This is a genomic window from Stenotrophomonas sp. STEN046 (assembly GCF_056759755.1).
Map to the genome: position 1 here is coordinate 1 of NZ_JBRRDR010000042.1, position 14,077 is coordinate 14,077.

Annotated in this window: 12 protein-coding genes; 7 read left to right on the forward strand and 5 right to left on the reverse strand. The window is 67.7% G+C overall.

Annotated features, from left to right (window positions below; translation table 11 throughout):
* Nucleotides 1-537: 537 nt before the first annotated feature.
* Both ACVOLJ_RS16745 and ACVOLJ_RS16750 read right to left on the reverse strand, forming a co-directional pair.
* Nucleotides 538-804, reverse strand: a complete 267-nt coding sequence (locus tag ACVOLJ_RS16745; RefSeq protein WP_475280464.1) for a DksA/TraR family C4-type zinc finger protein — start codon at nt 802-804, stop codon at nt 538-540.
* A 106-nt stretch (nt 805-910) separates the two neighbouring features.
* A complete protein-coding gene (locus ACVOLJ_RS16750) occupies nt 911-1,468 on the reverse strand; it encodes a DUF2058 domain-containing protein (protein ID WP_475280465.1) in 558 nt (185 codons plus the stop codon).
* A gap of 61 nt (nt 1,469-1,529) precedes the next feature.
* Here ACVOLJ_RS16750 and ACVOLJ_RS16755 point away from each other — a divergent pair, with 61 nt between their 5' ends.
* From ACVOLJ_RS16755 to ACVOLJ_RS16765, 3 genes are all read left to right on the forward strand, one after another.
* Nucleotides 1,530-2,030 (forward strand): M48 metallopeptidase family protein, encoded by a 501-nt coding sequence (locus ACVOLJ_RS16755; protein WP_475280466.1) that lies wholly within the window; start codon nt 1,530-1,532, stop codon nt 2,028-2,030.
* A gap of 47 nt (nt 2,031-2,077) precedes the next feature.
* Nucleotides 2,078-2,776 carry an RNA pseudouridine synthase gene (locus ACVOLJ_RS16760; RefSeq protein WP_481564653.1) on the forward strand — a complete coding sequence of 233 codons (699 nt, stop codon included), beginning with the start codon at nt 2,078-2,080 and terminating at the stop codon, nt 2,774-2,776.
* Nucleotides 2,777-2,851: 75 nt separating this feature from the next.
* Complete coding sequence (locus tag ACVOLJ_RS16765) at nt 2,852-4,420, forward strand: phospholipase D family protein (protein WP_475280468.1); 1,569 nt, start codon at nt 2,852-2,854, stop codon at nt 4,418-4,420.
* Nucleotides 4,421-4,423: 3 nt separating this feature from the next.
* Here ACVOLJ_RS16765 and ACVOLJ_RS16770 read toward each other — a convergent pair whose 3' ends face one another.
* The gene (locus ACVOLJ_RS16770; RefSeq protein ID WP_475280469.1) at nt 4,424-5,503 is read right to left on the reverse strand and encodes an HDOD domain-containing protein; all 1,080 of its coding nucleotides are present in this window, start codon (nt 5,501-5,503) and stop codon (nt 4,424-4,426) included.
* 274 nt (nt 5,504-5,777) lie between these two features.
* On the opposite strand from ACVOLJ_RS16770, the gene ACVOLJ_RS16775 reads away from it, so the two are divergent.
* Nucleotides 5,778-6,875 carry a Glu/Leu/Phe/Val dehydrogenase dimerization domain-containing protein gene (locus tag ACVOLJ_RS16775; RefSeq protein WP_475280470.1) on the forward strand — a complete coding sequence of 366 codons (1,098 nt, stop codon included), beginning with the start codon at nt 5,778-5,780 and terminating at the stop codon, nt 6,873-6,875.
* A 58-nt stretch (nt 6,876-6,933) separates the two neighbouring features.
* On the opposite strand, the gene ACVOLJ_RS16780 is transcribed toward ACVOLJ_RS16775, so the two are convergent.
* A complete protein-coding gene (locus ACVOLJ_RS16780; RefSeq protein WP_481564654.1) occupies nt 6,934-9,771 on the reverse strand; it encodes a S8 family serine peptidase in 2,838 nt (945 codons plus the stop codon).
* A 181-nt stretch (nt 9,772-9,952) separates the two neighbouring features.
* Here ACVOLJ_RS16780 and ACVOLJ_RS16785 point away from each other — a divergent pair, with 181 nt between their 5' ends.
* The 3 genes from ACVOLJ_RS16785 to ACVOLJ_RS16795 all read left to right on the forward strand — a co-directional run bounded on the left by ACVOLJ_RS16785 (nt 9,953) and on the right by ACVOLJ_RS16795 (nt 12,142).
* Complete coding sequence (locus ACVOLJ_RS16785; protein ID WP_475280472.1) at nt 9,953-11,128, forward strand: thiolase family protein; 1,176 nt, start codon at nt 9,953-9,955, stop codon at nt 11,126-11,128.
* Nucleotides 11,129-11,252: 124 nt separating this feature from the next.
* The gene (locus ACVOLJ_RS16790) at nt 11,253-11,594 is read left to right on the forward strand and encodes a hypothetical protein (protein WP_475280473.1); all 342 of its coding nucleotides are present in this window, start codon (nt 11,253-11,255) and stop codon (nt 11,592-11,594) included.
* 137 nt (nt 11,595-11,731) lie between these two features.
* Nucleotides 11,732-12,142, forward strand: coding sequence for a hypothetical protein (locus ACVOLJ_RS16795; protein ID WP_475280474.1), 411 nt, complete (start codon nt 11,732-11,734; stop codon nt 12,140-12,142).
* Nucleotides 12,143-12,354: 212 nt separating this feature from the next.
* Here the strand turns inward: ACVOLJ_RS16795 and ACVOLJ_RS16800 are convergent, their stop codons facing one another.
* Nucleotides 12,355-13,992, reverse strand: coding sequence for an acyl-CoA dehydrogenase family protein (locus tag ACVOLJ_RS16800; protein ID WP_481564655.1), 1,638 nt, complete (start codon nt 13,990-13,992; stop codon nt 12,355-12,357).
* Nucleotides 13,993-14,077 lie beyond the last annotated feature (85 nt).

Consider the following 14,077-nt stretch of genomic DNA (forward strand, 5'->3'; position numbering starts at 1 on the left):
TGTGGAGGTCTTGCAGGCCTCTTTGGCGACCTGCAATTTGAAACAAACCTCATATCTATTCATGTAACCCTCGGGGTTGGATCAGGTGTCCAACTCCTGGGGGTCACTTCACCATGGGGGCTTGGTCGCGGCATCCATGCCGCTCACACCCCCTCAACCGGACCCACCCCGCCTTCGACAGTTTCCCGCGATCTGTCGGACCGGCGTCCGCTCTGGTAGGTGTCGACCTTGGTCGACACGGACGAATTCATTCGATATCTCACAGAAAAATCGTGTCGACCAAGGTCGACACCTACCAACAGCCGTGCCGACCAACGGTCGGCACCCACCAAGAGCACACGGAATCTGTCAGACGCGGGACGGTGTGGGTAGGCAGGACCGTTGGCGCCATGGATGGCGCCATCGAGCCCCCATGGAAGGGTTTACGGCGTGTCCTGCCTACCTACACCGTCCCGCCTACCTACGGAATGCCCGCTTTTGACGTTGACATTGCTTCGGCTTCTGCAGGTGCAGGGCGCCGCCCTGCCGAACCAACCGCTACCGCAGCTGGCTGTCCTTGCTGCCGCGCCGGTTGTAGCCGCTGCCGGCCTGCTCTTCCTCGTCGTGCGCCTGCTGGCAGGCCACGCACAGGCGTACACCGGGCACGGCCTGACGGCGCGCCAGCGGAATCGGAGCGTCGCATTCCTCACAGTGTTCCAGACCCGGGCCCTGCCGCAGCTGGCGCCGCGCGCGGGCAATTGCGTCGTCGACGGTGGCGTCGATCTGGTCCTGGACCGCGCCATCTCCCGCCCAACCAGTGGCCATGAGCGTCCTCCACAGGGGTGTGGCCTGATATGGGGACGATACACCCGCGCACAAACGGCAGCGCCGGGCCGTACCCGGCGGCCGTAGCCGCCGGTTCAGCCGCGTCTTACCAGACCAGGTCGTCGGGCACCTGGAACTGCGCGTAGTAGGCGTCATCCTCGGCATTGCCGGTGGATATCTCCGCGCTGGCGCCGGGCGTGCCATGGTCGACGATGATGGCTTCGGGGGCACGCTCGCGCACCTTTTCGGCAGCCGCGCGCGGCAGCACTGCATAGCCCTCGCCGTGGGCGACGATCACCAGCACGCCCACCGCCAGCGCCTTGCGCAGCTTGGTATCGATCAACAGGGTGCGGATGACTGCGCCGTCGCTGAAGCGGTACTCATCTTCCCCTTTGTGGGGAACCGCATGGGCACTGATGATCTGCTTCGCCTGCGCCTTCTGTTCAGCCACTTTGGCCTGGGCATTGCGCTCGGCAGCCAGCGCGCGATCGCGCTCGATCTTTTCCGCCCGCGCGCGTTCAGCTTCGCGCTGGACGTCGGCCGACGTCGATTCAGCCTTGCCCTGCCGGGCCTTGGCCTGTTCACGCGCCGCAGCGCTGGCCTGCGACTTCTTGGCCAGGCCGGCCTTGAGCAATTGTTCCTGCAGCGCGTTGGGCTTTGCCATGGTCGATGCGTACCGCGTGTAATCTGGATGCCCCATTCTACCGACGCACCGACGCCCCTGCATGGCTGTCCTGAAGTACCTCACCGGCTATCCCGAACCCCTGGTCGCCCAGGTCAGCGACCTGCTGGCACAGGGCAGGCTTGGCCCTTGGCTGCAGCAGCGCTACCCGGACCCGCATGAGGTCCGCAGCGACCGCCAGCTGTACGACTACACCCAGGAGATGAAGGACCGCTACCTGCGCAAATCGGTGCCGCTCAACAAGGTCTGCTATGACAACACGCTGGAGGTCATCAAGCATGCGCTGGGCACCCACACCGCCATTTCCCGCGTGCACGGCGGCCGCCTCAAGGCCAGCCGCGAGATCCGTATCGCCACCGTGTTCCGGCAGGCGCCGGCCGCGTTCCTGCGCATGATCGTGGTGCACGAGCTGGCGCACCTGAAGGAGGCCGACCACAACAAGGCCTTCTACCAGTTGTGCCAGCACATGGAGCCGGACTACCTGCAGCTGGAGTTCGATACCCGCCTGTACCTGACCGAGCTGGCCAACCGTGGCCAGCGCTGAACCGGCGTTGCGGCTACACTGCGCGCCCCCTGCCTGACCTTTCCGCCATGGAACCGACCCGTCTCGACAAGCGCCTGTCCACCCTGCTCGGCATCCCGCGCGGTGAAGCGCGGCGCTACATCGAAGGCGGCTGGGTCAGCGTCGACGGTGAAGTGGTGGAACAGCCGCAGCGCCCGGTGGATGAGAGCGCCAGCATCGTGGTTGACCAGCAGGCCAACGACAACAAGGCCGAGCGCGCCAGCATGCTGCTGCACAAGCCGGCAGGTGTGCCTGCCGATGCGTTGTGCGCGCTGATCCGCACCGAAACCCGCAGTGAACTGGACGCCAGCACCATCCGCCCCCTGCAGCGTCATTTCCACGGCCTGCAACTGGCATCATCGCTGCCGGCCGACGACAGTGGGCTGGTGGTGGTCAGCCAGGACCCGGCCGCACTGGCCCACCTGCAGCGCAACCTGGGCCGCACCGAACAGGAATACTTGGTTGAAGTAGCCGAGGGCGGCCCCGAGCGTGGCCCGTGGCTGATGGCCCGGCTGCAGCACGAAGCCGGCGGCCCCAAGGTCAGCTGGCAGAGCGAGCAGCGCCTGCGCTTTGCGGGCAAGGGCCTGACCGCCAAGGGGCTGAGGAACGCGGTGACCGCCGCGGGCCTGCAGGTCGTGGGCGTGCGTCGCCTGCGCATCGGCCAGGTGGCCCTGGGTCCGCTGCCCGTGGGCCAGTGGCGCTACCTGGGCAGCGACGAGCGGTTCTGAGTCACGGCACTTCGTCCACGCATGGCGTGGATCTACGGGGGTGACGCCCCTGCGCTTTCCTTTACCATCGGCGGCATGAGTCTGCGCAAACCCCTGTGGCGACGCCTGCTGCGCATCGTGGCGATCATCATCACCGCCCTGCTTCTGCTGGTGCTGTCCGGCCTGCTGCTGGCCGACCACCTGACGCCCCAGGCACGCGGCAGCGCCTCGCATGTGCTGCCACTGCAGCCGGCACAGACGCCCATCGACCGGGAGCTGGTGCCACTGCAGGCCGCCCACCCGCAGCAGTCGGGGGTGGCCTTTCTCAGCGATGGCATGGATGCGTTCGCCGCCCGCGCGATGATCACCGAACATGCCGGCCGCAGCCTGGACCTGCAGTACTACATCTGGCATGACGACCTGATCGGCCACCTGATGGCCAAGGCGCTGTACGACGCCGCCGAGCGCGGGGTAAGGGTGCGCATCCTGCTTGACGACATGAACGCCAAGGACAAGGACGCGCTGATGATGGCGCTTGATGCGCATCCCAACATCGAGCTTCGCCTGTACAACCCGTTCCGCAACCGCAGCGGCATCGCCCGCACGCTGGAACTGGTGCAACGCGCCTTCAGCGTGAACCATCGCATGCACAACAAGAGCTGGATCGCCGATGGCCGCATCGCCATCGTCGGCGGCCGCAACATCGGCGAGGAGTATTTCAGCGCGCGCAGCGATGTGAATTTCCAGGATCTGGACCTGGTGGTAGCCGGCCCGGCGGTGCAGCAGGCCAACCAGATCTTCGACGATTACTGGAACAGCGACGCCGCCGTTCCGATCGGCGCTCTGGCAACCTACACCGATGCGCAGCTGCGCCAGCTGGTGCGCCAGTCCGACCGCGACGCCCTGCAAACCAAGGCCCAGCCCTATCTGCAGCGCGTGGCCGATTCACGCCAGCGCCAGCGGCCGAGCCCGGAGCCGCTGCACTGGAGCGCGCAGGTGCGCATCGTCTCCGACCCACCCATGAAGCACCGCGACGATGCGCGCGACACCTGGCTGGTCACCGAGCTGGTCCGGCAGCTGCAGTCGACCCGCTCCAAGGCGCTGTTGATCTCGCCCTACTTCGTGCCCGGTGCCGAAGGGCTGGAAGGGCTTTCGGCGATGGCCGGGCGCGGCGCCCAGGTCGGCGTGGTGACCAACTCGCTGGCGGCCAACGACGTGGCCGCCGTACACGGTGGCTACATGGGCTACCGCGTGCCGCTGCTGAAGGCCGGCGTGCAGCTGTACGAACTGAAGGCGCATGGCCAGCCCGGCGACAGCAGCCTGTTCGGCAGCAGCGGCGCCAGCCTGCATACCAAGGCATTGCTGGTCGACGACCGCCGCGGCTTCGTCGGCTCGTTCAATCTCGACCCGCGCTCGGCCTATCTGAACACCGAGATGGGGGTGCTGTTCGACGATGCGGTTCTGGGTGTGCAGCTGCGCGCGGAATACCTGCGCCTGGCCAGCCCGGCGCACAGCTGGTGGCTGGCGCTGGGCGCCGATGACGAACTGCGCTGGCTTGAACGCGAGCCGCCGCCGCACTGGGTCGAGGCCGAACCCGGCAGCCGCCTGGGCAAGCGCTGGACCGCACGGGTGATCAGCTGGCTGCCGCTGGAATCGCAGCTGTAGCGATCAGGGCGTTGGCACTTCGCCATCGCCGTGCATCGCCTCGTCCAGGGTTTCCACATTGCGCCCATGCAGGCGCCGCCAGATCCAGCGCAGTGCATGCGGGGGCGCCGCCGGCAACTGCTCCAGCAACGCGAGCATGCGGCTCTGGCTGGCGTGACCGTGGCGGCACAGCAGGCTGGCGGCGGCAGCGGCGCTGGCCAGGCGCAGGCTGTCGGCCAGAGGGCCGTCGGCATCCGGTGCCAGCGCCTGGTGCACCGGTTCGGGCAGTTCCCAGGCGGCCGCCACCCGTTGCGCCAGCGGCTGCGACCACTGCTGCAGCAACTGCAGCGCCAGTGCCGGCTCCACTGCTTCACCCCGTGCCTGCGCTTCCTGCAGCAGTTGCCGCATCACCAGTGCTGCCCCCAGCCCCTGTACCAGACCCAGCCACTGTGCAGCGAAGGCATCGCCCAGGGTGACCGTGCGCGCATGGTCGGCGGCCGCGCGCGAAGCCAGCAGGGCGTGTTCCCACACGATCGAGCTGAACTGCGGGAAGACATCGCACTGCACCTGCATGACCGGCTGCACCAGAACCGCGCTGATGATCTGCCGCACACCTTCGGTGCCTACCAGGGTCACCGCCCGCTGCAGGCTCTCCACCGGCCGCTCGTGCACCTTGTACGCGGGGCTGTTGGCGATCCGCAGCAGGTTGCCGGTCAGGACCGGGTCCTGGCCGATGATCGCGGCCATCACCCGGGCCGACGCAACGTCGTCATTCACGGTCTGGATCAGCTGCGGAAGCAGCTGGGGACGTCTGGGCAGCTGCCGGGTGGCCCAGTCGCGGTCCTGCAGCGCACGGTTCACGGCCTCGGCCAGGCCGCTGGTGTCCAGCGCGGTCGGCTCACCGGCCAGGCGCGGATACAGTGCCAGCGCGTGCAGGCCACGCTGCAGGTGCGCGGCGATCTCCTCGGCCGGCAAGGCATCGCCCTGCAGGCTGGCCGCTGCTGCCGCCACGGCCTGCCGGGGGGCTGCGGCCAGGCGTGCCGGGGCCTGCCCGGTCAGCCGGGACAGCCAGCGCAGCAGGGATCGCCACCACGCGGCGGTCACCGCCGCCCATCCTGTCGTTGTCGTCCTGCTGCCACTGCCTGCCCTGCGCCTTCATCACATCGGCCACCTGCCGTCGTCGCAGCATCGGCCGCACTTTCATCTTCTTTAATCCGGATGCACCCGGCGTCGACGGCAGACCCCGGGGGAATGGACTAGAATGGCGCCGCGCGACCCGTCCCCCTGCCATGACGACGTCGCTTTTTTTGTTTTCGGACCCTACCGTTCATTGGCACGTTCACCGCAGTTGCCTGCCGTTCGCGCCATCGGAGACCCCATGCTATTCGAAACCCTCGCAACCACCGGCCACGAACAGGTGGTGTTCTGCCACAACCAGGATGCCGGCCTGCGGGCGATCATCGCCATCCACAACACGACCCTGGGCCCGGCCTTGGGCGGGGTGCGCATGCGCCCCTACGCCAGCACCGATGATGCGCTGGCCGATGTGCTGCGGCTGAGCCGCACGATGACCTACAAGAATGCGCTGGCCGGCCTCAATGTCGGGGGTGGCAAGGCCGTGATCATCGGCGACCCCAAGGTCGACAAGACCGAGGTGCTGTTCCGCGCGTTCGGCCGCTATGTCGATTCGCTGGGCGGTCGTTACATCACCGCCGAGGACGTCGGTACCGACGTCAACGACATGGAGAACATCTACCTGGAGAGCCAGTTCGTCACCGGTGTGCACCAGGTGCATGGTGGCTCCGGCGATCCGGCTCCGTTCACTGCCTACGGCGCGCTGCAGGCGCTGATGGCCTCGATGCGGGTCAAGTTCGGGCACGAGGAAGTGGGCAAGACCAGCATCGCCGTGCAGGGCCTGGGCCACATCGGCATGGAACTGGTGAAGCTGCTGCGCGACCGCGGTGCCAAGCTGTACGTGACCGACCTGGACACGGCCCTGGTCGACCGTGCGGTCAGCGACTTCGGCGCCGAGGCGGTCAAGCCTGACGAAATCCACGAAGTGAACGCCGACGTGTTCGCGCCCTGCGCGCTGGAAGGTGCGATCAACGCCGACACGCTGCCGCGCATCAAGGCCAAGATCATCTGCGGTACCGCCAACAACCAGCTGTCCAGCCTGGAAATCGGCGACGAGCTGCATGCGCGCGGCATCCTGTATGCGCCGGATTACGCGGTCAACGCCGGTGGCGTGATGAACGTGTCACTGGAAATCGACGGTTACAACCGCGAGCGTGCGATGCGCCTGATCCGCAGCATCTATCACAACCTGACGCGCATCTTCGAACTGTCCCAGCGCGAGAACATCGCGCCGCAGCGCGCCGCCGACCGCATCGCCGAAGCCCGCATCCTGTCGATCGGCAAGCTGAAGATGCCGCTGGGCCGCAGCACCCCGCGCCTGGGCAACCTGCGCGGCGGCTGATCGGCCTGCACCCGGCTGGCGCCCGACACAGGCCGGGCGCCGCCGGATCTTCCAGCAATCAGAACGCGGCGCTGTACCGCAGCGCCACCTGGCGCAGCTCGCCACGCGGGCCGAAACGCTGGTCATAGCCGAACGCCAGGCGCGAATTCCGGCTCAACCACGATTCCACGGAGAGCCCGAACAGGCCGCCCGAACGGGTGGGCTGCAGGCCTGCCATCGGCGCCCAGGCGTCCACGCCCACGAAGCTGGCGTCCACATCGAGCCCCTGGCTGGACAGCAGCTGCTGCCATTCGGCATAGCCACGCAGCGACCAGCTGCCCCACTGCCGTTCGGCGCGAACGCCGGCCAATGCCTGGCTGCGGCTGCTGATGCTGCCCTGCGCGCGCAGACCAAAGCCCAGCCCGCCCTGCTCGCTGAAGCGGTCGTTGTCCACCCGGGCATAGTCGGCGCCGACATACGGCGTGAGCGCGGCACGCGCTGAACCGAAGCGGTAGCCGCTTTCCAGGCTGGCGGTGCTGAAGCTGCCACCGTAACGGGCGTTGACCCCGTACTGGCCGGCACCGAGCAGCAGCTGGCGATCGATCTCGCGGGTGAACTGGCCTGCCCCCACCTGGCCCAGCGCGTAGGCGCCGCCGGCGCTCCAGCCCGCATACAGCTGGGCCTGCGATTGGCGGTCGCGGCCGCGGTCGCGGCCCCAGCTGCCATTGCTGTGGCTGCGCAGTTCACCGAAGGCGAAACCGACCACGCCGTTGCTTCCCATCGGCATGTCCTGGCCCATCATCCAGCCGTGGGTATCAGTGCCACTGGCCGAGAAGCTGCCCTGCCCCGCATCACCCAGCGTGTTCTGCCAGGCCCCACCCAGCTTCGGTGCGCCCTGCACCTGGCCGAAGCGGGACGACAGCGCGCGCCGGCTCAGGTCGATGCTGTCGAAGGTGGCCGCGGCCGCCAGCGCATGCGCTTTGCCCGACAGGCTTTCCAGGCTCTGCTGCAGCGCCTGGCTGCCCTGCACGCCCTGCAGCGCACCGGCGCCATCGGCGAAGGCGGTGGTGCCGGCACCGGCATCAAGCTGCTCGAATGCGGTTTCCACGCGCAACGCCGAGGCCAGCGCCGTGCCGTTCAGTCGCGCCTGGCTGGCGGCCAGGGTCACGTTGACGCGGTCGGTGGTCAGGGTGACATCGTTGCTGCCGTGGTTCAGCGTGGTCTCCAGCAGCGTGCCCGGGGTCAGGTTGTCGGTGACTCCATCGAAGCGGCCGCTGATGCCCTGGTTGGCATGCAGCACGGTCTGGGTACGGCCATCGGCGGCCACGTAACCGCTGACGATGCTGTCGACATGCACCACGCCGCCCTGCAGTGTGGCGGTGCCGGTGACGTTCAGCGGGTTGGCACCCAGCGAGATCATCAGCCGCGAACCGGCGCGCTGGATGTAGTTGCCGTCGATGGTGGCATTGACGTTGGCCTCGCGCACGATGACCGTGGCGCCGTTGTCGACGTTGCCCTTGACCCGGCTGGTGCCGGGCATGAACTGCAGCGCGGCTGAGCCGGCAACGCCCAGCGGCGGCAGGATGGTCACGTTGGAGGTGATGGAGCCGCCATCACGCAGTGCCAGCGTGCCCTGCTCGATGCGGGTGTCGCCGGTGTAGGTATTGGTGCCGGACAGCCCAAGCGCGCCTGCACCCTGCTTGATGAGGCCGCCGCTGCCGCTGATGTTGTTGCTCCAGACCGAATTGAGGCCCATCTGGGATACGTTGACCGTGGTGTTGCCCCAGTCGAACCGGCCCGGCCCCTTGATCGCGCTGCCGATGTCGAGCATGCCGTAGCCGAAGACCGCATCGACACCTGGCGCACCGATGTCGGTGGCCGTGCCCAGCAGTGTCTGCCGGACCAGATCGTTGGTGAAGTAGGGGTAGCGCTCCCAGACCAGTGCCGCCGCGCCGGAGATCAACGGTGCGGCGAACGAGGTGCCGTAATTCCAGAGGTATTTGTCGGTGCCCGGCTCCGGGAACACCGCACTGCCCGGTGCGGTCAGGCAGTAGCGCATCGCATCGCCGCAGGCATTGGCCCAGTCGACCCGCTGGCCTGGCTTGTTCGGATCGATGGCGGTAGCCACCAGCCAGCCGCGTTCCAGATCGGCCGCCGGCAACGAGCCACCGACGCCGCGCTGGCTGGGCAGCGCCGCGACGCTGCTCGGCTGGTCGCGGCCGTCATTGCCGGCGGCGAACACCACCAGGCCGCCGTTGTCGATGATGAAGGGGCGGTACTCGGCAGCCACCTGCGCGGTGGTGCCCGGATCGGTCCAGTACAGGCCGCCCCAGGAATTGTTCATGACCTTCACGCCATAGCGGATCAGGTCCTGGTGCATCCCGGCAACGCCCAGCGGGCCGCTGAAGGAGTTTCCACGGCCACTGCCGTCATCCACCGGCGCCTTGTCGGCGATGATCCGCGCCGAGACGATCTCTGCGCCAGGGGCGATGCCACCGGGCCACACACCCACCGCGGTGCCGGCCGCCAGGCTGGCCACGGCCGTGCCATGTCCGACCACGTCGTCGACATTGAGATTGTTGCGGCTGCCATCGATGTAATTGAGGTTGGCCACCACCCGGCCATTCAACGCCGCGGCATTGCGGATGACGCCCGAATCGACGATGCCGATGCGGATGCCGCGCCCGCTGGCACCGGTGGCCTGTGCCGCACGCGCGTTGGTCTGTGCCAGATGCGCATCCACTGCCGGTTCCAGCGGCTTGGAGGCGGGCGGCGGCGTGACCGGTGGCGTGACAGGCGGTGTGGTCGGCGGCGGATCGATCCGCACGTTGCTTCCCCCACCGCCGCCACCACATGCAGACAGCGCAACTGCCAGCGCCGATGCCAGGACCGACCTTCCCATCGTCTTGCGTTCCATCGATTCCTTCCCATGAACGTTGGCCTGCCGCACTCCCGGCAGGCATCCGGTGCTGCCCAGCGGCAGCCGCCGTCGACCCTCTATACTGGGCCGACCCCCACGCAGTCTGCCGGGAAACCGCGTTGCTTCCAACGCCCGCGGTCTCCTTTCCGAACATTGCTCACGCATCAACGAGATTGCCATGTCCAACATCGTCATCGCCGCCGCCAAGCGCACCGCCATCGGCTCCTTCCTCGGCCAGTTCAACGGCGTCCCGACCCCGACGCTCGGCGCGGCTGCCATCGCCGCTGCCCTGGAACAGTCCGGCGTTCCCGCCAGCGACGTCTCCGAAGTCCTGATGGGCTGCGTGCTGCCGGCCAACCTCGGCCAGGCCCCCGCCCGCCAGGCCGCGATCGCCGCCGGGATCCCGGTGTCGGTCGGCGCGACCACGCTCAACAAGGTCTGCGGCTCGGGCATGAAAGCGATCATGCTCGGCCATGACCTGATCAAGGCCGGCTCGGCCAAGGTGGTGGTTGCCGGTGGCATGGAATCGATGTCCAACGCCCCGCACCTGCTGCCCAATTCACGCACCGGCAACCGTTTCGGCAACTTCCAGGCAGTGGACCACATGGCCCACGACGGCCTGGTCAACGCTTACGACGGCAAGGCCATGGGCGAATTCGCCGAATGCGCGGTGGACAAGTACCAGTTCACCCGCGAGGAGCAGGACGCCTATTCGATCGAATCGGTCAAGCGCGCGCAGGCCGCCCAGGCCAACGGAGCCTTCGCCGACGAGATCGTTGCGGTGAAGGTTGCCACCCGCAAGGGTGAGGTCGAGGTCGCCAGCGACGAACAGCCGAGCCGTTCGGACATCGCCAAGATCCCGACCCTGCGCCCGGCCTTCAAGAAGGACGGCAGCGTGACCGCCGCCAGTTCCTCCAGCATTTCCGACGGCGCTGCCGCGGTGGTCCTGCTGACCGAGGAAGACGCCGCCGCACGCGGCCTGCAGCCGCTGGCGCGGATCGTTGCCCATGCCACCCATTCGCAGGAACCGGAGTGGTTCACCACCGCCCCGATCGGCGCCATTCACACCCTGCTGCAGAAGACCGGCTGGTCGCTGGAGCAGATCGATCTGTTCGAGGTCAACGAAGCCTTTGCCGTGGTGGCGATGGCACCGATGCGCGAGCTCGGCATTCCGCACGACAAGCTCAACGTGAATGGCGGCGCCTGCGCACTGGGCCATCCGATCGGCGCCTCCGGTGCACGCCTGGTGGTGACCTTGGTCAACGCATTGCGCACGCGCGGCGGCAAGCGCGGCATTGCCACCCTGTGCATCGGCGGCGGCGAAGCGACGGCTATCGCCATCGAATTGATCTGAAAGGGTTTAACGTCTATTTCGCAAAAATGAATGCGGGATCGCTTGACACCCAATCTTGGCTTGTCATCATGTTGTCGGCGCGCAGCATGCGCGTTGCCTAATTCTAACGACGAGGATTTACACAATGAGCATCAACAAGCTGCTGGTCGCGATGTCCCTGGCCCTGGCCCTGGCCGCCTGCTCGAAGCAGGAAGCTGCCCAGGACGCCGCTGCTTCGGCCAACCAGGCCGCCACCGAAGCCCAGGCTGCTGCCGACCAGGCCGCCGCTGCTGGCGCCCAGACCGCCGACGCTGCCCAGCAGGCTGCTGACACCGCCGCCACCGCTGCTGACGCTTCGGTTGACGCCGCTGCCCAGACCGCCGCTGCTGCCACCGACGCCGCTGCTGGCGAAGCCAAGGACGCCGCCAAGGCTGCCGAAGCTACCGCTGAGCAGGCCAAGGACGCTGCTGAAGAAGCCAAGAAGTAATAACTTCTTTCTTCAAGCTGTTCTGAAAAAGCCGCTGGTTCGCCAGCGGCTTTTTCTTTGCCTGCGTGTCACCACCACGTCTTCACAACGGCATGAATAGGCTGGCGTCCCCATCCATTGCAGTACCGGAGACCGCCATGAAGATTCGTCCGCTGACCACCACCCTGTTGGCCGCCTCCCTGCTGCTGGCACTGGCCGCCTGCAAGGGCCCCGAGGCCGAACAGGCCAAGCAGGATGCCGCCCAGGCCGCCGACAGCGCCGGTGCCGCCGCGCGCGATGCCGTGGACCAGGCTGCTGCAGCAACCCGCGATGCCGCCGACAAGACCGCTGCCGCATCCGAGCAGGCTGCTGCCGACACCCAGCAGGCGCTGGACAGCGCCGCAGCCGCGACCGCCACCGCCGCCGACAAGGCCAAGGTCGCAGCCACCGATGCCGCCGCCCACGCCAGCGACGCCACGGCCGATGCTGCGCAGAAGGTTGCCGACAAGGCCCGCGATGTTGCTGACGACGCCAAGGCCACTGCCGCCAAGGAAGAAGCCAAGCACTAAGGCATCCGCTGGCGCCGAGCATGGCTCTACAGGAAAAGCCGCGGCATTGCCGCGGCTTTTCTGCTTCTGCTCTCCGCTTCGGCGTAACGCCATGGATGGCGCGCCCGAGCCTACAGGGACGTATTTACGGTGTCGCCTGCGCGGCCCACCCGCACGACCCTGCCCACCTTCCTGCAGTGCCCACCACGAGGGGCTTGGCCGTTGGCCGCCAGCTACGGCAGCGCCCGCGCCAGCATCGCCGTCAGGTCCACCCCGGTCGGCAGCGTACCGAACGCCAATCCATGTTCCCCGCGCAGCCGGCTGCGGATGAAGGCCTCGGCCATCGGACTGCGCGCACGCAGCAGCAACGCAGCCTGCAGCAGCAATGCCGTGCGCTCGCAGAACAGCCGCGCCTGTGACTCCTCCGGTGCCGGCGCATCGCGCCACTGCTGCAGTGCAGCCGCGTAGCGGCTGTCATGGTCGGCCACCGCTTCCAGCTCACCCTGCAACGCCGCGAGTGCTTCAGGCTCTCGCCCCAGCGCGCGCAGCACGTCCAGGCACTGGATGTTGCCGCTGCCCTCCCAGATCGAATTCAACGGTGCCTGCCGGTACAGGCGCGGCAGCATCGATTCCTCCACATAACCGGCGCCGCCCAGGCACTCCTGCGCCTCATTGACGAATGCCGGCGCACGCTTGCACAACCAGTACTTGCCCAATGCGGTGCCCAGCCGTGCGAGTGCGGCTTCGGCCGGATCGTCGCCGGCACGATCCACCGCGCGCGCGATGCGCATCGCCAGCACCGTGGCGGCTTCCGATTCCAGCGCCAGATCGGCCAGCACGTTGGCCATCAGCGGGTGATCCACCAGCGGCTTGCCGAAGGTGCGCCGGTGCCGCGTGTGGTGCAGCGCCTGTGCCAGCGCCATGCGCATCTCCGCGGCTGCGCCCAGCATGCAATCCAGGCGCGTCATCATCACCATGCCGATGATGGTGGCCACGCCCCGCCCCTCCTCGCCCACCCGCCAGGCCTGCGCGCCGCAGAACTCCACCTCGCTGGACGCGTTGGCCCAGTCGCCCAGCTTGTCCTTCAGGCGCATCAGGCGGAACGCGTTGCGATCGCCATCGGCAAGCCGTCGCGGCATCAGCAGGCAGGTCAACCCGGCCGGTGCCTGTGCAAGCACCAGGAAGCCGTCGCACATCGGTGCGGAGAAGAACCATTTGTGCCCTACCAGGCGGTAGCGCTCGCCATCGATCGGCTCGGCGCGGGTACTGTTGGCACGCACATCCGAGCCCCCCTGCTTCTCGGTCATGCCCATGCCCAGGGTGATCCCGGACTTGTCGGCCACCGGCACATCACGCGGGTCGTACACCGGTGCGGCCGCCTTGCGCGACCATTCGCCCAGGTGCGGTTGCCCCCGCAGCACGGCTACCGCCGCGTGAGTCATGGTCAGCGGGCAACTGGTGCCGGCCTCGGCCTGGTGGTGCAGATAGCTCAGCGCGGCGCGCGCCACATGCGCCCCGGCCTGCGGTTCATGCCAGGACAATCCTGCAACGCCGTGCTCCTTCGCCGTTCGCATCAACTGGTGGTAAGCCGGATGGAACTCCACCGTATCGATGCGATGGCCCTGCGCATCATGGGTGCGCAGGCGCGGACGGTCACGGTTGGCATCAAAGCCGAGCCGATACAGTTCATCGCCGGCCAGGCCCGCATAGACCGACAGGCGCGGCGCGAAACTGCCGGCACCCTCGCGCTGCACCGCGTCCATCAACGCGACATCGTCGGTCCACAACTGGCGGCCAGCGAACGGCGGTGGCTGGTTGAGCACCACATGGGTTTCATACGGTGCACTGCTGTCGAAGCTCGGTCCGCTCATCCGTTCCATCCCGCCGGCAAAGGGTGTGCGCCCCGATTGTGCCGCATTGCCCGGCAACTCCGCGTTCAGGCCGATTCTCGCGGCC